Source organism: Thauera butanivorans NBRC 103042 (assembly GCF_001591165.1).
Taxonomy (GTDB): Bacteria; Pseudomonadota; Gammaproteobacteria; order Burkholderiales; family Rhodocyclaceae; genus Thauera; species Thauera butanivorans.
The window spans coordinates 1-19,565 of the sequence record NZ_BCUG01000033.1; the positions used below are offsets into that span (position 1 = coordinate 1).

The following is a 19,565-nucleotide window of genomic DNA, read 5'->3' on the forward strand; positions in this document are numbered from 1 at the left end:
CATCAAGGTAGGCGCCGTAGCGTTGCCGCCCCTGTTCACGCAGGGCCTCGGCCACGACCTGCGCACGGACACGCATCTCGAGCCGCGCCGGCATGCCACTGCGACGCTCCTCGATGAGTCCTCGGGTACGCAAGGCCTTGCGTGCCGCTTCCTGCTCATACCGCGACAACCCGGTCTCGGCTGCCCAATCGGCTTGAGTCAAGCAGAGCCAGCCATCGGCACCGACACCTTCCTGCTCACGGGTGAGCGTGATCATCCAGGTCAACAACAGCGCCGCATTCACACTGCCGGCGAGGGGCAGAAAGCTGCGGTGGATCACGATCGGTTCGTCGAAGGACTCGAGCAGCATGGCCGAGTCCACGACGGCGAATGCGGGTCGTTCATGGTGATCTCCTTATCGGTCATGGACCGCTGCGTAGAGCGAGGCCAGTGACAGTTCGGGGAAGGCGTCGCCCAGCACGCGGTAGCGAGCGATGAGCGGCATCCGGGGATTGATGGCCTGCCAGTGGTTTCGAACCTGTTGGGCCGTAACGGGCTTGAGCGCCTGGGGGCGTCCGCGCTCGGTGATGCCGGCGTGTCGGCGCAGCTCCCTGAATTCACGTTCGCTGAGACCAAAAAGCTCGGTCATCAGGAACTGCTGCGCTCCACGGCGGATGAACCACAACTGGTCGGCCTCATCCTCACTGCGGTTGCGCAGCCGTGACATGCAGCCCCGGAGCTGGCGGGTGTCGATCGAGATCTTCACGATCTCGCGCCCCTGGTCAGTGATACCCAGCAGGTCGCGCACCGTCATCGTGCGCAACTGGTCGAGTTCTGCGGCGTCCAACGGGCCCAGCAGCCCGGTGAGATCGCCACGGTCCACGCGATCGATCAGGTAAGTCAGCACCGTCATCGTGAGTGTATGGGCCGTGATGGGAACGGTGGCGTGATGCATGGTTGATCTCCTCATCACTGCACAACGCTGCGGCGCAGCTCACGCACCAGGCGCTCATGAGCGTCGATCACATGATCCGGGCACCTCAGCAGCCATTGCCCCAGCTCGAGCAGTCCAGGCGGATTGCCAAGCGTCGTCTCGATGTGCCATTGCAAGGCGGTGTCGTCGTGGCCGTTCTCCATCCGCTGCAGCTGGCGCCAGAGCGAATCCTTGGGCATCAGATGGCTGAGGGCACCATCGATCTGGCCGGAATACATGGCGGCGATCCACCAGCCACCATGTCGGAGCGGCTCGACTTCACCATCCCCGAAGCCGTCGATGAACATGCCGTCGGGCGGCACTTCCATGAAGTAGCCATGGGGCAGGGCGCGGCATTGCCGGAACAGGTCCGCAACCCCGCAGGCGCGGACGAAGGTGATGATGGCTGCCTCGGCCGGTTCATCGTCCGGCGTTGGCCCGGCCTCAGCCGTGTGCGGGGATGAGGACGGAACAGTAGCTGCCGGCGTGACCGTGGAGGGTTCGACTGCGCCAGTTCCCGTGCGGATCGCTTCATGAGCCGTGCCAACTCCGTGCGAGTCGCACGGTGGTGATGCAGCAGCAGTTGTGTTCGTGGAAACTGGGGCAGAGGAGGGGGGCAGAATGCGTGTTGTCGTTGCTGCCGGCGCTGCCGGTGGAAGCGCATCGGCAGGCGCATCGAGATGGCGCCGAAGCTCTTCCAGGGATGCCTTCGGATGGCGCTTGATCGCATCGCACATCGTCCGAACTTCGGCTGCCGTCTGCCCGAGGTGCGCTGCAACCGCATGCTGAAGTACGGCGACGAGGAGCTCGGGATCGAGCGGATTGATCCGGCGTACGCCTTCGATGAGATCATCCGTGAATGCCTCTTCCGCCAGGACATGGGCCTGAGTCTTCAAAACCATGGCGCGCAGCAGAGGCCACTCGGCCTCTTGTCGGTGCAGCTTTAGGTACAGTTCGAGTTGATTGAAGGCAGGCTGCAGTTCTTGAGCCGCGTTTTTGGTTAGCCTGACCGTTGCCGCCCCCAGATCAGCAAGTTGCTCGACGGCAAATCCAAAGGCCGACAGTAGTCCGATGGATACCTTGAGGCCCCGTTTGGCCAACTCATCATGCAATTTGCGCAACGAAAGCGTTTCACCGGCCTCAGCCTCGATCTCACGCTTCAGCGCCCAGATACCATTGGCTCGATCCCAGAAGCTGAGCCCGCCACGCAACTCGTTCTCTGCCATGTGCGCGACCATCGTGGACAGTTCGCTGTTCCAGGGGCGATAGATGCCCAGCAGGTACTCGAAGCGGGCATCGCCGGTTTCCGACCAGAGCTCCTGCTGTGCCTTCAGACGGGTGTTCCCGCCAGCCGCTACCATGTGCCGGCTGTTGCCCGGACGACGGGTGACCACGATCGGCGCCAGGACACTGGCCACCCGAATCGATTCCTTGATGTCGCTGTAGCGTTCGTTCTCGTGCTGGCGCGGGTTCCGGTCGTAGGGCATCACATCGGTGATGCGCAACTGGATCAGGCCTTCGAGTTCGGTCGCCAGGGTGTGGGACTTGTCCGGCGGATTCGGGACATTCAGGCTGGCGCGCATATGGGCCTGGAGTTCGGCTTCGCTCATGGTTTTGGGCGAGGGGCCGCGGCCGCGCTGTTCCTTCATCAGATTTGCGTGCGCCAGGTCAGCCACGCGTGCATCACCCGGCAAACGTTTGGGCCTACTCATTGCTCTCGATCCCATCGGTGGTGGCGCCGGCATAGACGCCTTCCAGGTTGGGCAGAAGCTCCCAGACCAGTTGATGCATCGTCTCGAATGCCTGTATCGAGCGCATGCGATGCACGGGGGTGCGGTGAGTGGCTGCCTCCTTGTAGATGACCGCTGCGGGAATCACGGCGCTGGCCACGCGGACGTTGCCGCCGAACTCCAAATAGCCCTGGCGGATCTCGGCCATCACCAGCTTGGCGTCGTTGGTTCGGTCTGCGCGATTGATGACTGCGGTGACAGGGCCGGGCCGAATCCCGAGCACGGCCGCCTCGGAGAGCTTGCCGAGCAGCTCGAGCGTGCCGGTGCGAAACTCACGCGCGGAAGGCGTTTCCGGGAGGACAGGCGTGACCAGTTGATCGGCTGCAAGCGCGGCGGTGAACAGCAACGGCCCTTGAGCACCTGGAGTGTCGATAACCACGACGTCGTAGTTTTCGTCGATGTAGGGTGCCCGCAAGGCGCGCCGCAGGATCATCGGCATATCCATCCGGTTCTGCAGGAAGCGCTCCAGATCGGATGAACTGCCATCGCCGGCGAGCTGCCGGCGCGGTGCGTCGCAGAGCACGATGTCCAGGCGCTCCCACGCGGTGTGAGAAATGCACGCGTCCGTGATCGCGCCGCGGTGGATGACCTCGGTAAGGCCCAGCGGAGCCTGGTAGTCGAGATCGTAGAACTTGGACAGGCTGGCCTGGATGTCCGCGTCGACAAGCAGGACACGGAGGCCCATGTCGGCGATGAGCGCGCCGATATTCGCTGACAGCGTCGTCTTGCCGACGCCGCCCTTGGTACCGATGACTCCGAAAATGACCACAGGACACCTCTTGTCTGGATAGTGGGTGTGCCTGGGGCTTGTCCGCCAAACAAGGGTTGTCCAATGACACAATCCATCGAAGTACCTTGGACGTGTCCGGTTGGCTTAAAGCCGCGATAATTTGCATTATGTAAAGTTCAAAAGGCCCTTCGTCGGATCAAAGCGGCAATCCTGGCGCTTTTCCGCCCTTCCACAGCCTTGCAGGTAGCATAGAGTCTCAACATGCCCGCCGCCAAGCCCCGCCCCGGTTCCCTGCGACAAGGCCAAGTCATCGACCTGGCCGAGTTGCTGGGTTCCGACTGGGACGGGTTCAGCCTGGCGGACTGCGGCCTGCAGCATCCAGCCTGGCGCCGGCCGTTTTCGTGCGGCGAGCTCAAGGCGATGTTCTGGCGGTCGCAGCAAGTTTCCATCCTTGAACGTCAGATCGAGCAACTGCGCGCCGAGATCGAGCGTGCCCAGGCGGCCGAGGATGCGGCCGAGGCTCGCGCGGACTGGTATCGCAGGCAATTGAACCTTGAAAGCCGGTTCGGCCTGATGCTTGTAAGGATGACGGCCTAAGCTGCACGCCGGCCCTGCGGAGTGTGACCGACGTCATACATGACAGGCGACAGAAGCGCCTATCATAGAGGCATGAAATCCGATCACATCATCGCCGCTTTGATCACCGCCGGGCTGTTTTCCATCATTGGCTATGTGCTCTTCCAGGAAAACCCGGCGCCTACACTACCACCCTCAGCAACGGCGCCGGACACCCCCGCCCCGGCTCTTGATATCCCGCCGCCGCCCAGGTATCAGGCGCCAGCACACCGCGCAGAGGCCTACTACACTGCACCAGATCAGCAACAGCACTCGAATGGGCTATATCGGTGCATCGTGGCCGGTCGAACCATTTACCAGGACCAGCCTTGCCAAGACGGACAGCAAACGACACTCTCCGGCACGATGTCTGTTGTGCCACGCTATCCCGTACAGCAAGCCCAACGTGCCCTTAATGCCCTTAACCCCGAACCGAGCAGCCCACGCGTGGCGATGGTCGGATCGAGCGCCAACGAACACCCGAACTGCAAAGAGCTTCGGAAACGCATCCGACAGATCGACGCGCAAGCCCGACAACGATCCACCCAGCGCTTGACCGATGATCGCCGCAGAACGCGTGAACGCATGTCCGAGCTGAAATGCAGTTCGATGGACTAGTACTTAATCATTTGATTGCCTTTAGTCGATCAATCGAAGACACAAAAATAGCTCAAACTGCAACCCGTTGCACAAAGTCCGGGTGTTACATACGGACCCGGACTAAAACCACGCTCGAAGAGCGAGCCAGATCAGAAGCGGCCTGAAGGCCGCCCGCCACGCCCTGCGCGAGGCAAGCCCCTGATCACTGCGTGATCACGCCCTTGTCCGCTTCGCGGATCGCCTGCGGCGACCTCTTGCCGTCAAGCCGTTACGGTCTCGTCGTGGCGCGGGCGCCCGCGCCGGTGACGGCAAGGTGGTTCCCTGAGTTCTACACCGCGCGATCCAGGCGACAGAGGCCGGTCCGGGCCCGGAAACACCGACCAGGGGGCGGAATCGCCTTACAGACTGATTTAGTGTGGAGGAAATGAGAATCCGCCCGTCCGGCTCGACGGCGTACCGCGCGTAGCGGTCGGGTCTGTTCTGCAGAGCAGAGGTGTGCTTTGGCCGTGCTGGGCGCTTCCGCGCAGGACGGCATGACGCGGCATCGAACTTCTACACCTTGTCCGTGCCGATGGATTCGGCCAGCGATGGATCCTCGAGCTGGTGGATTCTGCCGGCGATTACTCGGGTTTCCAACCCTGCGAGAGCACTTCCGCAGTCGTCCAGGGGCATTCCTCTGGTAGATCGACCTGGAGGCCCGTTTCGCGCTCGAACTGCCCTTGCCCGTCGATCCAGGCACGACGCCACCACCGCGCATCATCAAGCGAGGCTTTCAGACTCGGAGTGTCATCCATGCAGTCGGCCAGGGCGACACGCTGCGCCTTGATCGTTTTCTCCCAGCTCGAACCGCGCCGCTCGGGCTGATGCTTCCACTTGAGCAAGTGCGCCAGCAAAAGCGCCATCCGGTTCGCAAATTCCCTCTTTTCGCTCTTGCCCACGTCTTCAATCTCGTCCGCGATATGCTCGATGTCCAACAAGTCGAACCGACCCGCACGCAGCAGCCGCGCTTGTTCGTTCGCCCACGCCACAACGTCCTGCTCGTAACTCACTGGATTGACCATCATCCACCTCAATTCATTTTCCGTCACTGTTACGCAATTTATTTTCCATGGCCATCTTCAACAGCCGATCAGAAAGGTGACGCGCGACAGCAACATAACCATTAGCAACAGCATACCGCAATTGCTCAATCATTCCCGTCACGGTGACGGGAATATCTCTAGCCTCTTCATCAGCGCCCCATACGGCAGTGCGCTGGCGTTCGCGTAGTTCCCGCATGCGCTCTGCACTGGAACGCGCTTTGCCCGTGCTGGGACGCCCCCTGCCCCTCTTAGGAGCCTCGATCGGCAATTCGAGCGTTGCCACGTCATCAAGCTGTTTTGCCATGACCATCCCCTTATTTGATGGCTCTATTTTACGTCACCGTGACGAATATTTGTGATTGTATTTATTGTCACGGTGACAGTAAAAAATAGCCGTGATTTATCGTCACGGTGACGACAAAGGCGCCTGCTATGGCCGCAGCGTAGTCAGTCGGCGGCGGATGAAACAATCCTCCTTCGTCGGATTTTTCATCCGCCGCCGACCTCGCGATTCTGCTGTTGCGAGAGGCGCCCGATGGCTTCCATCGGCCAGGACGTGACCAGTAACTCAAAGCCATCCTTCCGAATCCAGAGCATTTCGCGGCTGTATTCGAACTTGTAGCCCAGCTTCATCAACTGCTGCACCGACAGCCGTTCCTGCTGGCGCAAACTGCTGTCATACCACTCGACCACCCCTTCCATCTTGCTGCCCATCATGATCCAGCCCGACAGGCGCGGACGCCACTTGATCGAGATTTCCTGAACGTAGTCAAGCGGCACCGGCGCCGGCTCGGCATCAGGCGCCCGGCCTGGCGGAACTGGCGGCACATAGACATGCACCGGCCCTTCATCGATGACGTGCGCCGGCTCACGCTTCTCTTGCTTCATGAACTCGCCGCCCCACAGCGCGTTATACAAGAACCAGCATGCCGCCACGACCGCCACCGCAAATACTGGGAGCCCCAGCCGGAACTGCCACGTGTTCCAGAGCACCGCCCGCGAATCCTTGTAGTTCTCCGTGTTGATGTCATCGCTGGTATGGCTGGCGTAGCTGCCGAAAAACTTCTCGTCATACTTTCCCACGCCCTTGCTGACGAGCTCGAACTTTTCCGGTGTAACGGCTTTGTAAAGGCGATAGCTATAGTTCCCATCACGGCCAAGACCATCGAGCTTCGAGAACACGACCTTCTGCCCGCAGCGGCGCCGCCACATCGCATGCACGTCCCGCAGGTCCTGGCCCATGCCGCATATGTCCTGGCCGCGATGTCGGTGCTCAGTGATGAATTGCGTTATCTCCGGGCCGAGCTTCTGTTTGTTGGACGGCCAGAAGTTTTGCATTTCATCGATAAACACCAGGGCGTTATCACGGCTGTGCTTCCAGACGTCAGGCACTTGCTCGCGCGTGAGCGTCACGAGCAGTTCGCGGCAGCGCCCTTCGGTGATGCCGGCCAGATCGGCGAGCTTGGCATGGTCCAAACCCTCAACATAGGCATCGACCGGCCGGCCCTTTGCCAAGGCGCCGATCAGATGCTTCGTGACAGCCTCATAGCTTTTGCCCGAGCCGGGCAGGCCTTCGTGAAAGAAGAACATGGTCGATCACCACTGGAACAGCGTCACAGCCTTGCGGATCATCCGCACACCGAAGCCCGCAGCCAAGAAGCTTAGGCCGGTCGGGATTTGAAGGATGCCAACGAAGAAGAGGATGTCCGGGTGCATTTGACTCAGCAAATTGCCCAGACTGTATTGCGTTACGAAGCTGGGAACAGGAATGGCCTCTATGGCTGAAGCGACAATTCCGAGCACCACATCAGCCACCGCGATAAAGGCATCCTGAAGAAAATCCCATATCGCATCGATTGCCTTTTTGACAAGCTCGAAAAGCCAATTCGTAAGATCCGTCAGCCAGTTCATAAAAAAGCCCACCTAAACGCCGCAAACGACGCGGCAGCGAGCACCGCATAGCCCGCGATTTGCAACCACATCAGCGCCCACGACTGACAAAAATGATCGATTGTGATCGTGCCAACCATCGGAAGCGTGGTGCGCCACACCGGGCAGGAGCCCGACGCCGACACCGTGAAGAAGCCGTCTGCCGCTTGAACGAACGGCGCATCCGACACCTTTTGCCGGAAATCCGTCAGAACGGTTCCCCACGTTTTATCCTTCTTTGAATACAACTCGCCTATCTCACCAGGGGCGCCAGGGCCGCAATCATCACCCTCGCACTCCCCTTCCCCTTCCCCATCGCCGTCACCGTCACCCGATCCGACACCGTTTCCATCGCCACCCGGATTATTGCCGCCACCGCCGCCGCTTCCGCCATCACCGCCGTTACCACCAGTACCAGAGCCCCCATTACCGCCACCCGTTCCGCCGCCATGATTTCCGCCTGGATTGTTCGGATCGTCTGGATCAGGTATCGGGTCAGGATCGTCCGGGTCCGGATCGCCAGGATCAGGATCGCCAGGATCAGGATCGCCACCACCATCACCAGCCGGATAGCATCCCGGCACGCCATTCACTTCGCCCAAATTATAGCCTTCCGGACACGGTATCGGCGGCAGCATATTGTCATTCGAACAAAATGCCCCAGTCAGCACACCAGTGAATTCACAGTACCCAGGATAAGGCGGACCGCTTTCCCATGAGCGCGTTTCGCACGAGTCTTCAATAATAGAAAGATTTGCCGCACGGCATCCATCGTGACATGCCCATGTAGGGATAACCGGATTGATCCAGTCATCCACATTTTCAGTAGTGAGTGCATAACCAACCCCTGCCACGACCGTCACCGCATCCCCTTGATCGCATGTTGGATTTTCCATGCAAAGGCCGAATTCATCGCGCGTTTCATTCGGCTCACACGGCGGCGCATTCACGCACATGTACACATCCGGATTAATGGAGACGCGTTGCCTTGTTCCACCGCCCGGACACTTATTGATAATCTCAATCGAAATAGGATCATAGTCCCAATTATTCGGCCCCGTCCCAGAAACCATAACCGCTCGACATGAGTTATCCACCAAATCCGGATACAAATAATGGTTCGGATTAACGGCTCTCGATTTAACCCACGAAAACCCATCAAGGCACGCGCTCATTCTGTCGAATTGATCTGGGCCATAATGCCGAGGCGTAACGCTATCACTATAAAATCTATACATCCGAACAGGCGGATAATCATCAGCGCACACAAGCATAGGCACTGCCGATAGCAGAAAGCCGACCAGGAACCACAACGCCGCGCGGAATTGCATCATGCCGAGAACCCCAGCCAAAACGCGATGCCGCAGATCAAGCCGAGCAGCGCGAAGAATAATAGCCATGCCATTGCCTACCCCTGAAAGCATCAGGGGGCTTTCGCCCCCTGTCCGGTATCAGCCGAAGAATGTTGCGATCTTCTTGACCGCCCACTTGGCCACACTCGGCACGATCATGATTGCACCCATCGCGATCATGGCCGCAACCACATCACCCGTATCGACTGCCGAAGTCAGCGAAGAGAAGTCCATTTGTGTTACCTCCAGAAATTAACGAGACGGCCGATTAGAAATCCCACGACTCCGCAGGTCATGACCAGCGAAAACGCAAACCCGAACGATTCGGCCAGTTGATCGTTCGAAGGGATTTGGAAAGGCGCGCTTTGATCGCCAGAGACAAGCACAAGCGCGCAGGTTGAAAAATCAGAAGGCTGTGGATCAACCACATAAACCGTTCCATCTGACGCGACCTCTACACAAAGCATCCTGCCCTCTTGTATTCAATTTTTGCCCTAATCAGGCATGCCACTCCTACAGCACAAAACAAGAGCGATATCCACAGCCACAGGGAATAGGGATGCCAGACGACAACAAACGTCGTGATGAGATGGAGAAGCAAGAAAAATCTGCCCCGCCGGTACCATTTCCGCCACGTCACGCAACCGCCGCATTCCGGACAGAACATCACGCCACCTTCCGCAGTTCATCCCACGAGCCCACCGCCTGCGCCAGCACGATCCGCACCGGCCGCAGCGGGATGATCTTCGCGGTATGCATGTCGCCATCGGAAATGCCGGCCGCGCGCAAATACTTCAGATGCAAATAGAATGTGCGCGGCGCCATATAACCCTTGACGGTTTCAAAACCGAACTGCCGGATATTCAGCAACGTGGTGAATGCCGCTTCCGCCCTGCCCCGCGTGATGTCGTTCGCATCGCGCACCATCTTGATGACCGTATCCCGTTCCATGTCCTTCACCTCCACGCCATCCACCAGGGGACCGAAGAAGTCCCGATACAGCCCCTGCAGCTTGTCTTCGTCCAAGTCCCACCACTTCCCGCCCGCCTCTTCCAGCCGCCGAAACCAGCGGCTAGGCCGGGTGTGTTCCAGGCGCAGCAGCCGATCGGCAAGGTTCAACTGCTCTTCAGAAACGGCGACCTTGCCCTTTCTGGACAGCATTCGAAGTTGAGGACCCTTGTGGTATGCCTTGCCCTTTGCCAAGTCAGATTTGGGGTTCCATGAGACGGTGTCGCCGCCATTCTTGGCGCTGGACGCACGACGCCGGCCCCCATCGGTGACCATGAGCATTTGCAGCGCTTGCTTGACGGTGTCGTAGTCGGGCAGGAGGTAATTGCCGGTGATGTCGATCCGGCGGCACTGCCAGGCCATGTATCCAGGCAGGATGGCTTGCAGTGACTTGCGAGCGACGCGGATGACGGTTTCGGCGCACTGAACGATGTCGAGCGAGCCGAAGACGTTCAGGCCGTCGTTTGAAAGGCTCGCGGGCGATCCGGCCACGACCAGGTATTCATCCCGGCCATCGGACTGGATTTGCCAGACGAGGCCGATGGTGTCCGAGCGCAGCTTATCGACGTCGAGGGTGTTCTTTTCCCACATGAGGACGCCATCACTGTCGAAGCACTGCATCCGGCCACGGCAGGCCATGACGCGGTCCCAAAGGGCTTGGCCCATGGACGGATGCAGCTTGATGCGCAGAGTAAGCCAGTCAATGAGCAACATCGGTCCCGCCCTTGTGCCAGCGCTTGGAGGCGGCTTCGTAGCCGGTCCGCATGGCGACCCCTACCTGGTCACGCACCAGGCGCTGACGACGCTCCAGCACGTCCGCAGGCACGTTTGCGCTGCCGACCGACTGCGCGATGAACTGGGCTTCGCAAAGTGCGACCTGATCACGCCAATACTGCGCGTTGCGGTGGTCGAGGTCGGCGACGAACCAGTAATTCGCCCGCACCAGGCGGGTGAAGGCGCAGTCAGTGGCGGCGAGGTAGGGATGCAGGTGCATCAGGCCGTCCGGTGGAAGGTGCCGATGCAGTTCAACTCACTGCGGAATGCCTTGCGACTACGGCCGCAGCGAATTGCCCGAACCGCCGAACGGATGCGGCAGGCCCGAATGACTTGAATCATTTCCGTCACTGTTACGGAAAACATCAGTCCGCCCTCTTCATCAGGTCACGAAGAAACGAATCCGTGTCCCATGTCAGCCGAAGCGCAAGACGCACCGCCTCTGCCCTGTCGGCCGCGTCCATATCCAATGTGACGACCAAATAGGACAATTGCGTAGCCTTATGCACAATCTCGTCAGCAAGCTTTTGAAGATCGCCGTTCATCACGCGGCCCTCGCAGCAGCAGGCGTGGCAGCAACCGGGCGAAGCTTGGCGCGGCACGAGACCTGCCCCCAGCGATCGGGATAGAACGACTCGGGCGCCAGAACGTAGGCGCCTTTCGGATACGGCGCCTGGTCATCCTCCAAGCTCAGACGAATGAGCATCGGATGCGGATGCGGGCGACCATCGGCAGACAGGAAGTAGCCCCAAGCCTCTTGTTCCCGAATGCTGTATTGCTTGCCAGTACGACCGGAAACGCCTTGCTTGAGATGGACGGTTTCGTCCGAGATTTCGACCTTGATAGACATCGTGCTTACCTCTTCGACTTGCGCCGCGACTGCTCGCGGGCGTATTGCTGGCGATCGAGGGCTTCGGCGAGACCGGAAAACTTGGCGCGGACCCTGGCACGCTCAATGGCGACCATGGCCTGAAGCTCCACTTTGCGTTCCTGGTGCGACTTCATCTTCTGCCCCCATGTGGTGCCGGCAGGAATCGCTCATTGGATCGGTGCCGGAATAATGTTCAAAAAGAACATTTACAGAAGATATTCAACTTGAACATTGATTGTCAAGATGAACAGACACTAAACTTGATAAAAATCACAGGAGCCAAGGAAATGGACCTGAAAGCCAAGTGCGAAGCGGTAATGCGCGAAAGAGGATGGACGAACGAAGACCTAGCGAACGCTATAGGGATGACGCCTTCGAACCTATCAAGCGCAAAAGCAGGCCGGCGCGCGATGCCGGCCGCATCACTCATCAGGCTAGAACGCCTGAGAGGAACCGATGATCACTCGATCATCGAACAGCTACTCAAGACAGCGGCATGCGTTGCACTTGCCGTCATCGTATCCTTTACGACCCCCTCGCCCGCCGAAGCTGCGCCAGCGCTGAAGATGCCGAATATGCATTTTGCATTATGTTAAGTTTAAGAGCAGGCTCCGTGGGATCAAAGCTGTTTTCCTGGCTCTTCACATTCCTTCGACGCGTTTCCAGATAGCCTAGAGTGCCGGCCCATGCCATGTTATGCAGGAAGACCAAGCGCCGCCGCTGTCCTCAGTCGTGCAAGCGCCTGAACATTCTGCTCTGGCTACCGTGCCGGCGCCGCTCCAGCAGCACACGAATGCTTGTACAAGTGCGTCGCGGACAGTCGGACGATCGCCCGTGCGAGGAAGACCAGCATGTCGTGCCCGCCATCCGATTTCGCCACGTCAGCAACATGCGGCAACACCCGCGCCGAGTCATCAGCGCGTGGCAAAGTGTAGTCTAAACACCATCAGGCAGCTTCGACCGCATCGCCTCCTTACGGTCGAAGCGTTCGCCGTCGGCGACGAAGGTGCCGTCGCCAACGGCATGCAGCATGCGCTGGTCGGATTTCTGGTGATCGACATACGCGGCCAGGCCGTCGAGTACGACGATGCCGTGCGGGGCGATGATCTCGGCGACCCGGCATTCGATGTTGGCGAGGCATTGCGCGATCAGCGGGGCTTGCACGTGCTTGCCTTTGGAGGGCGTGAGACCAAAGCGCGTGAATTTGTCGGTATCCGCGCCCGAGCAGGTGCCGATGCCGATCACGGTGTCGAGCATGTCGGCGGGCGGGATGGCGATGACGCATTCGCGCGTTTTCTCCAGCGCGGTGAACGAGTGGTTCCATGCACCGGTGCAGATCGCAAAGCGCGGCGTGAAATCCAGAACCATCGTCCACGAGATGGTCATGATGTTGCTCTTGCCTCCATGGCGTGTCGTGACGAGCACGACCGGGCCGGGTTCGAGCAGCGTGAAGATCCTTGCGGCGACAAGGGGTTTCATCATGCTGGACTCCTCCACATATGCTCACGACTCCAGCGCTGGGCCGAAAAACCCTTCACGGCGCGCTTGGCAGCCAGCAGTTGATGAACGGAGATCCAGCCGTACTCGAAGGCTTGAGCGCTACCGGCCATGTAGATCCGCCACACGCGATAGGTCCGGTCTCCAACAAGCCGGATGGCGCTATCGCGGTGTGCATCGAGACGCTCGACCCAATGCAGCAGCGTTCGTGCGTAATGGGGTCGCAAGCCTTCGACGTCGAAAACCTCCAGTTGTTGATCCTCCATCGCCACGGCTGCCTGGGCCATGGTCGGCAGTTCTCCATCGGGAAACACATAGCGGTCGATGAAATCGCCCGCGCCGTCCCTGACTGCCTCATCCCCTGTGCGGGTGGTGATGCCGTGGTTCAACACCAGGCCGCCATCCGTCAGCAGCCGACTGATGGCGCCGAAATATACGGGCAGATTGCGTATGCCTACATGTTCGAACATGCCCACCGAGGCGATCTTGTCGAATACACCCTGGCCCGGGATGTGGCGATAGTCCTGCAGGTGAACGTCGATTACCCCTTCCAGGCCCAGTTCGCGGATGCGCTGCCGTGCGTAGTTGAATTGCTGTTCGCTCAATGTCACGCCGGTGGCCTTCACCCCGTAATGACGATGAGCCCACAGCAGCAACGCTCCCCAGCCGCAGCCGATGTCGAGGAAGCGCTCTCCCGGCTCGAGCTGGAGCTTGCGGCAGATGAGGTCGAGCTTGGCTTGCTGTGCCTGCTCCAGGGTCTCCGAGCCGCTCGGAAAATAGGCGCAGGAATAGACCATCTCGGGGTCGAGCCACAGCCGATAGAAATCGTTCGAGACATCGTAGTGATGCGCGATGGCCCGCCTGTCACTGGCCGGATTATGTCGCCAGAGGCGCCACCCCGTGACCCGGTTCAGCAGACGCCGATGGGCACTCCCGGCATGCGCGAGTTCGAACGCCAGCCGGACGATGTCCAGCGCACTTCCTTCGACATCGATCTCGCCATGGATATAGGCTCGCGCAAGCGTGCCGAGATCGGGGGACAACAGCTTGAGCGCCGCTTCGGGACGCGGAAGACGCAAGATGACCGCGGCCGGACCACTGCCCAGCGTTTCAGTACGGCCATTTCCCAATTGCAGGCCCAGCGCCAGGCCGCGATCGGCGAGGAGTCGGCGCAATGTCTCGACAAGGGGCGAAGAAGAATCCATGCACGCCTCCTGAAGCCTGACCAACATCGATCATGTTGGAAATCCAGGTGCAAGAGAGCCGCGTAGCGTACCCTGCAGGTTGAGGCAGCATTCACCGACATGCTGTGGCGCAGGCATCCGCGACATCGCAACGCAGGCACACTGGCGTCTCTGCTGCTGATTCTTGCAAAACAGATACGGTTTTGCAAAACGAGACGGCTCGGGAGAAGTACGCTGAAACCCGATGGTGCGGGGGAAGAGACTCGAACTCTCACGCCTTGCGGCGCTGGAACCTAAATCCAGTGCGTCTACCAATTCCGCCACCCCCGCATCGGCAGCGAAGCGGGCCGCATTATACATGGTCTCTTCGCGGAACCTGGCTGCGGTTCGGCCTGCGCGGACTGCCACGGCTCGAAGCGACCCTCCCCCTTCCGGCCTCAGCTCGAGCTGCGCCCGTAGGTATCCTCGAAGCGCACGATGTCGTCTTCGCCGAGATAGCTCCCGGACTGCACCTCGATGATCTCCAGCGGCACCTTGCCCGGATTCGCCAGCCGGTGCGTATGCCCCAGCGGAATGTAGGTCGATTCGTTTTCCGCCAGCAGGAAGGTGCGCTCGCCGTTGGTGACTTCGGCCGTGCCCTTGACCACGATCCAGTGTTCGGCGCGATGGTGGTGCATCTGCAGACTGAGCTTGGCGCCCGGGTTGACGACGATGCGCTTGACCTGGAAACGCTCCCCTTCGTCGATGGAGTCGTACCAACCCCAGGGCCGATAGACCTTGCGGTGACTTTGCGTCAGGCTGCGGCCTTCGGCCTTCAGGCGGGCGACGACCTTCTTCACGTCCTGAGTGCGATCCTTGTGCGCCACCATCACCGCATCGGGCGTTTCGACGACGATCATGTCCTCGCAGCCGACCGCAGCCACCAGCCGATCATTGGCATGCACCAGGGTATTGCGGCAATCTTCGAACAGCACTTCGCCACGGCCGGCATTGCCCGCCTCGTCCTTGCCGGATATCGCCCACAGCGCATCCCAGGCACCGACATCGGACCAGCCTGCCGACATCGGCACCACCGCACCCTTGCCCAGTTCCGGTGCGCTTGCCAGATGCTCCATGACGGCATAGTCGATCGAGTCGCTCGGGCAGCGTTCGAATGCGCCCTGCTCCAGACGGATGAAATCGGCATCCTGTTTGTGGCCTTCGTAAGCGCTCCTGCAGGCTTCGGCGATATCGGGCCTGAAGCGCTCGATGGCGCGCAACCAGGCCGAGGCCTTCATCATGAAGATGCCGCTGTTCCAGAAATATTCGCCGCTTTCGAGATAGCGCCGGGCGGTGTCGAGATCCGGCTTCTCGACGAACTCGGCCAGCTCGCGCCCCCCGCCGATTGCCATGCCAGCGCGGATGTAGCCGTAGCCCGTCTCGGCGCGATCGGGCACGATGCCGAAGGTCACGAGCATCCCGTCGCCGGCCAGGCTGCTGCCCTGGTCGATGGCCTGCTGGAACGCGCCGAGGTCGGTGATGACGTGATCGGCCGGCATCACCAGCAGCACCGGGTCGCCCTCCTCCAGTGCTGCGAGCGCCGCCAGGGTCAGCGCCGGCGCGGTGTTGCGGCCGAAGGGCTCGAGCACGATCTGGGGCGAACGCACACCGATCTGGCGCAGTTGCTCGGCAATGATGAAGCGATATTCCTCGTTGGTGACGACGAGCGGACGCCGATCGACCTCGCCGCCGGCAAAACCGTCCAGGCGGACCGCGGTTTCCTGCAGCAGCGAGCGCTCGCTGGTCAGCGGCAGCAACTGCTTGGGGTGATTCTCGCGCGAGGCCGGCCACAGCCGGGTGCCCGAACCGCCGGAAAGGATGACGCTCTTGATGATCATGTCGATAGGGTTCCAGTCGATTGTCCGAAGCTGATTGGCTGAACGGCCGCCTTCAGCCGAGTTCGTCCAGCATGCGCGCCACGCCGTCGCGCCAGTCGGGCAGGTGCAGATCGAAGCGCTCGCGCAGGCGCCGGGTGTCAAGGCGCGAATTCAGCGGGCGCGCCGCAGGCGTCGGATAGTTCGAGGCCGGTATCGGCACGATCTCACGCACCGCCAGTGTCCTGCCGCCAGAGCGGGTGCGGTCGATGACGAAGCTGGCGTAGCCGCGCCAGCTCGTCTGCCCGCCTGCGGCCAGGTGGTAAGTGCCACCGTGGCCGCGGTCGCCCATCGTGCGGCGGATGGCATGGGCGCTGACATCGGCGATCAGGTCTGCACCGGTCGGCGCGCCGATCTGGTCGTCGATGACGGTCAGGCGTTCGCGCTCGGCAGCCAGGCGGAGGATGGTGCGGGCAAAGTTGCCGCCACGCGCGGCATGGACCCAGGAGGTACGGAAAATCAGATGATCGCAGCCGCTGGCGCGAATCGCTTCCTCGCCCTCGAGCTTGGTCGCGCCATAGATGGACAGCGGCGCCGGCGTGTCGTCTTCGCACCAGGGGCGCTCGCCGCTGCCATCGAAGACGTAATCGGTCGAATAGTGCACCAGCAGTGCGCCGAGCTCGGCAGCCTGCCCGGCAAGCACGCCGACCGCGTCCGCGTTGATGCGGCGCGCACGCTCCGCGTCGCTTTCCGCCTGATCGACGGCCGTGTAGGCTGCGGCATTGACGACGAGATCCGGCGCCAGGCGCTGCACGGTATCGGCCAGCGCATCGAGTCGTTCCAAGTCGCCGCACAAGCCGTCGCTGCCACGGCGATCGAGCGCGATCAGCTCGCCCAATGGCGCCAGCGCACGCTGCAGCTCCCAGCCCACCTGGCCGTTCTTGCCCAGCAGCAGGATCTTCATGCCTTCTGCCCCCGCGTGGCGTAGTTGGCCGCCACCCAGTCGCGGTAGGCACCGCTCTGCACGTCCGCGACCCATTGCGGATTGTCGAGATACCACTGCACCGTCTTGCGGATGCCGCTGTCGAAGGTCTCGGCTGGCCGCCAGCCCAGTTCGCGCTCGATCTTGCGGGCATCGATGGCGTAGCGCCGATCGTGCCCCGGGCGGTCGGTGACATGGGTGATGAGCCGTGCATGGCTGCCGTCAGCCGAGGGGCGCAACTCGTCGAGCAGTCCGCAGACGCTGCGGACGATGTCGATATTGGTCTTTTCGTTCCAGCCGCCGATGTTGTAGGTCGCGCCCGGCGTGCCGCGCGCCAGCACTTCGCGGATCGCGGCGCAGTGATCGGTGACGTACAGCCAGTCGCGCACGTTGAGGCCGTCGCCATACACCGGCAGCGGCTTGCCCGCCAGGGCATTGACGATCATCAGCGGAATCAGTTTCTCCGGAAACTGGCGCGGACCGTAGTTGTTCGAGCAGTTGGTGGTCAGCACCGGCAGGCCGTAAGTGTGGTGCCAGGCGCGCACCAGATGGTCGCTGGCCGCCTTGCTGGCCGAATACGGGCTGTTGGGTTCGTAGGCCTTGGTTTCGGCGAAAGCCGGGTCGTCGGCGCCCAGCGAGCCATAGACTTCGTCTGTGCTGACGTGCAGGAAGCGGAAGGCCGCCCGCTCCCCCGCGTCGAGCGCCGAATGATGGGCACGCGCCGCCTCGAGCAGCGTGAACGTGCCTTCGACATTGGTACGCACGAAATCGCCAGGGCCATGAATGGAGCGGTCGACGTGGCTCTCGGCGGCGAAATGCACGATCGCGCGGGGCCGGTAGGTTGCCAGCAGGCGGTCGACCAATGCGCGGTCGCAGATGTCGCCCTGCACGAAAACATGGCGCGGATCGTCCCGCAGGCTCGCCAGCGTTTCGAGGTTGCCGGCATAGGTCAGCAGGTCCAGGTTCAGGATGGCTTCGCCATCGCTGCGGCCATCGCCGGCAAGCCAGTCGAGGACGAAGTTGGCGCCGATGAAGCCCGCGCCGCCGGTCACGAGAATCAAGATCAAGCTCCGCTTGGGTCGAATGGCAGGATTATCGCATCATCGAAGCGGCGGCTACATGTCCAGGCGTTCGGCATAGCCGGTCATTTCGAGGTAGCCCTGACCGATTTCACGTTCGCTGCCGTCCTCCGCCTGCTCGGACAGGCGTACTGCGCCTTCCCAATACACGGCGCCGGTCGATGCACTGCTGTCGAGCTCCTGGTCGTCCATTAGCGGACGCAGGCCGAGCGTGCGTCCGTCGGCCAGGTGCAGGCGCCATTCCACCGGGTAGCGCGTGCCGGTGCGAGCAGACGTCCAGTGCCTCACCGGCTCGAAGCGTACTTCGTCGGGAGCGAAGGTCCGCGCCCGGCCAAGCGCATCGGCCAGCGTCCCCGCGGCCCACATCGCGCCGCCTTCGCCATCGCGCATCTGGAACAGCATCAGCGAACCGCCGTCATGCAGGTTGATGCCGATCCAATCCCAGCCGCGCGCGCCCTGCGGCAGGATCTCCGAGGACCATTCGTGATCCAGCCAGGCATGGCCGTCCACGTCCAGAATCTCGCTGCCCAGGCGCAGCCTGCCCGACACGCCGAGCTGCGGCCGGCTGTAGTAATGGCTGGCGTTGAGCGGATCGGGCGCCTTCTGGCTGAAACCCTGGCGGCCATTCGGCAAAGGCGGACGGCGGGCGTCGAAGCGCAGTTCGAAACCGAATTCCTCCGTTTCGATGCGGCTGTGGTAGCGATCGCCACTGCTCCCGTCCGTCTCGCCACCCTCCCCAGTTTCCATCGACAGCGACCAGCCATCGATCTCGACGTCCGTCCGGCCGGTCGCGGCGCCTGCCAGGCCGGGCCAGGCCCGTGCCGAACGTTCGGCATGGAGCAGGCGGCCATTCGCCGGATCGGCCACCGCGGCATGGGCGAGGATGAGTTGGCGCGGCGCGAAACGGCTGGGGTTGTCCTCGCCGATCAGGGTGCGCACCCGGAAGAAGGTGAGCTGGAAGCCACGCTCCGCGCCTGCGTCATCACGCAGCCAGCCGGTGATGTACCACCATTCGGTACGGTAGTCCGGGTGGGCGCCGAAATCATCGGGGAAGATCAGCGGCCTGCCCGGCACCACGGCTGGGTAGCCATCGGCAGCCGACGCAGATCCTGAACCCTGTGCATGAATCTCCGGTGGCAGACACGACAGCAAGGCGATGACAGCGGCGAACGCACACAGCGAGCGTCGGGCGATATCCGCTCCGAAGTGCCTCCAGATTCCGCTCCACTGCCCGGCACGTCGTATCACCATCGACACTTGTCCTCTC

General features: G+C 61.4%; 23 protein-coding genes and 1 tRNA gene. 3 read left to right on the top strand and 21 right to left on the bottom strand.

Translation table 11 applies throughout. The annotated features are described in order from the left end of the window. From TBU01S_RS13975 to TBU01S_RS13990, 4 genes are all read right to left on the bottom strand, one after another. Nucleotides 1–349: hypothetical protein (locus tag TBU01S_RS13975; protein ID WP_217999625.1), on the bottom strand; the 349-nt coding region annotated here is incomplete at its 3' end. Between the two features lie 45 nt (nucleotides 350–394). Further along, nucleotides 395–934, bottom strand: coding sequence for an STY4526/YPO1902 family pathogenicity island replication protein (locus TBU01S_RS13980; protein ID WP_068637244.1), 540 nt, complete (start codon nucleotides 932–934; stop codon nucleotides 395–397). A gap of 14 nt (nucleotides 935–948) precedes the next feature. Further along, nucleotides 949–2,601 (bottom strand): ParB family protein, encoded by a 1,653-nt coding sequence (locus tag TBU01S_RS13985; protein ID WP_157659150.1) that lies wholly within the window; start codon nucleotides 2,599–2,601, stop codon nucleotides 949–951. Nucleotides 2,602–2,656: 55 nt separating this feature from the next. Next, the gene (locus TBU01S_RS13990) at nucleotides 2,657–3,511 is read right to left on the bottom strand and encodes a ParA family protein (RefSeq protein ID WP_068637246.1); all 855 of its coding nucleotides are present in this window, start codon (nucleotides 3,509–3,511) and stop codon (nucleotides 2,657–2,659) included. Nucleotides 3,512–3,733: 222 nt separating this feature from the next. On the opposite strand from TBU01S_RS13990, the gene TBU01S_RS13995 reads away from it, so the two are divergent. Then, nucleotides 3,734–4,069 (top strand): hypothetical protein, encoded by a 336-nt coding sequence (locus tag TBU01S_RS13995; RefSeq protein WP_068637247.1) that lies wholly within the window; start codon nucleotides 3,734–3,736, stop codon nucleotides 4,067–4,069. Between the two features lie 72 nt (nucleotides 4,070–4,141). Beyond that, nucleotides 4,142–4,705, top strand: coding sequence for a hypothetical protein (locus TBU01S_RS23940; RefSeq protein WP_157659151.1), 564 nt, complete (start codon nucleotides 4,142–4,144; stop codon nucleotides 4,703–4,705). A 602-nt stretch (nucleotides 4,706–5,307) separates the two neighbouring features. Here TBU01S_RS23940 and TBU01S_RS14000 read toward each other — a convergent pair. The 10 genes from TBU01S_RS14000 to TBU01S_RS14040 all read right to left on the bottom strand — a co-directional run bounded on the left by TBU01S_RS14000 (nucleotide 5,308) and on the right by TBU01S_RS14040 (nucleotide 11,682). After that, nucleotides 5,308–5,751, bottom strand: coding sequence for a DUF29 domain-containing protein (locus TBU01S_RS14000; RefSeq protein ID WP_068637248.1), 444 nt, complete (start codon nucleotides 5,749–5,751; stop codon nucleotides 5,308–5,310). A 10-nt stretch (nucleotides 5,752–5,761) separates the two neighbouring features. Next, nucleotides 5,762–6,073, bottom strand: coding sequence for a hypothetical protein (locus tag TBU01S_RS23945; protein ID WP_157659152.1), 312 nt, complete (start codon nucleotides 6,071–6,073; stop codon nucleotides 5,762–5,764). A gap of 185 nt (nucleotides 6,074–6,258) precedes the next feature. Continuing rightward, complete coding sequence (locus TBU01S_RS14005) at nucleotides 6,259–7,359, bottom strand: zonular occludens toxin domain-containing protein (protein ID WP_068637249.1); 1,101 nt, start codon at nucleotides 7,357–7,359, stop codon at nucleotides 6,259–6,261. A 6-nt stretch (nucleotides 7,360–7,365) separates the two neighbouring features. Then, nucleotides 7,366–7,680 (bottom strand): hypothetical protein, encoded by a 315-nt coding sequence (locus tag TBU01S_RS14010; protein WP_068637250.1) that lies wholly within the window; start codon nucleotides 7,678–7,680, stop codon nucleotides 7,366–7,368. Further along, nucleotides 7,677–9,098 carry a hypothetical protein gene (locus tag TBU01S_RS23950; RefSeq protein ID WP_157659153.1) on the bottom strand — a complete coding sequence of 474 codons (1,422 nt, stop codon included), beginning with the start codon at nucleotides 9,096–9,098 and terminating at the stop codon, nucleotides 7,677–7,679. The genes TBU01S_RS14010 and TBU01S_RS23950 overlap by 4 nt, the downstream gene beginning before the upstream one ends. Before the next feature lie 51 nt (nucleotides 9,099–9,149). After that, entirely contained in the window at nucleotides 9,150–9,284 is a 135-nt protein-coding gene (locus tag TBU01S_RS24985) for a hypothetical protein (RefSeq protein ID WP_281178452.1), read from the bottom strand. Nucleotides 9,285–9,716: 432 nt separating this feature from the next. Continuing rightward, nucleotides 9,717–10,772, bottom strand: coding sequence for a phage/plasmid replication protein, II/X family (locus TBU01S_RS14025; protein ID WP_068637253.1), 1,056 nt, complete (start codon nucleotides 10,770–10,772; stop codon nucleotides 9,717–9,719). Continuing rightward, on the bottom strand, nucleotides 10,759–11,052 hold the full coding sequence (locus TBU01S_RS14030; RefSeq protein ID WP_068637254.1) for a hypothetical protein: 294 nt from the start codon (nucleotides 11,050–11,052) through the stop codon (nucleotides 10,759–10,761). The genes TBU01S_RS14025 and TBU01S_RS14030 overlap by 14 nt, the downstream gene beginning before the upstream one ends. 145 nt (nucleotides 11,053–11,197) lie before the next feature. Continuing rightward, nucleotides 11,198–11,377 (bottom strand): hypothetical protein, encoded by a 180-nt coding sequence (locus tag TBU01S_RS14035; protein WP_068637255.1) that lies wholly within the window; start codon nucleotides 11,375–11,377, stop codon nucleotides 11,198–11,200. Then, the gene (locus tag TBU01S_RS14040; RefSeq protein ID WP_068637256.1) at nucleotides 11,377–11,682 is read right to left on the bottom strand and encodes a single-stranded DNA-binding protein; all 306 of its coding nucleotides are present in this window, start codon (nucleotides 11,680–11,682) and stop codon (nucleotides 11,377–11,379) included. The genes TBU01S_RS14035 and TBU01S_RS14040 overlap by 1 nt, the downstream gene beginning before the upstream one ends. Nucleotides 11,683–11,726: 44 nt before the next feature. Here TBU01S_RS14040 and TBU01S_RS23955 point away from each other — a divergent pair, with 44 nt between their 5' ends. Beyond that, nucleotides 11,727–12,299 (top strand): helix-turn-helix domain-containing protein, encoded by a 573-nt coding sequence (locus TBU01S_RS23955; protein ID WP_157659154.1) that lies wholly within the window; start codon nucleotides 11,727–11,729, stop codon nucleotides 12,297–12,299. Between the two features lie 340 nt (nucleotides 12,300–12,639). On the opposite strand, the gene TBU01S_RS14045 is transcribed toward TBU01S_RS23955, so the two are convergent. From TBU01S_RS14045 to TBU01S_RS14075, 7 genes are all read right to left on the bottom strand, one after another. Continuing rightward, nucleotides 12,640–13,200, bottom strand: a complete 561-nt coding sequence (locus tag TBU01S_RS14045; protein ID WP_245650925.1) for a flavin reductase family protein — start codon at nucleotides 13,198–13,200, stop codon at nucleotides 12,640–12,642. Beyond that, the gene (locus tag TBU01S_RS14050; protein WP_068637307.1) at nucleotides 13,182–14,405 is read right to left on the bottom strand and encodes a class I SAM-dependent methyltransferase; all 1,224 of its coding nucleotides are present in this window, start codon (nucleotides 14,403–14,405) and stop codon (nucleotides 13,182–13,184) included. Before TBU01S_RS14050 ends, TBU01S_RS14045 begins: the two co-directional genes overlap by 19 nt. A 224-nt stretch (nucleotides 14,406–14,629) precedes the next feature. Further along, nucleotides 14,630–14,714, bottom strand: a tRNA-Leu gene (locus TBU01S_RS14055). 107 nt (nucleotides 14,715–14,821) lie between these two features. Further along, entirely contained in the window at nucleotides 14,822–16,261 is a 1,440-nt protein-coding gene (locus TBU01S_RS14060) for a mannose-1-phosphate guanylyltransferase/mannose-6-phosphate isomerase (protein WP_068637257.1), read from the bottom strand. Between the two features lie 52 nt (nucleotides 16,262–16,313). Next, nucleotides 16,314–17,201: a dTDP-4-dehydrorhamnose reductase gene (gene rfbD / locus TBU01S_RS14065; RefSeq protein ID WP_068637258.1), complete on the bottom strand. Its 888-nt coding sequence runs from the start codon at nucleotides 17,199–17,201 to the stop codon at nucleotides 16,314–16,316. Beyond that, entirely contained in the window at nucleotides 17,198–18,280 is a 1,083-nt protein-coding gene (gene rfbB, locus TBU01S_RS14070) for a dTDP-glucose 4,6-dehydratase (RefSeq protein WP_068637259.1), read from the bottom strand. The genes rfbD and rfbB overlap by 4 nt, the downstream gene beginning before the upstream one ends. A gap of 54 nt (nucleotides 18,281–18,334) precedes the next feature. Next, the gene (locus TBU01S_RS14075; protein WP_083953616.1) at nucleotides 18,335–19,549 is read right to left on the bottom strand and encodes a lipocalin-like domain-containing protein; all 1,215 of its coding nucleotides are present in this window, start codon (nucleotides 19,547–19,549) and stop codon (nucleotides 18,335–18,337) included. Nucleotides 19,550–19,565: the final 16 nt, after the last annotated feature.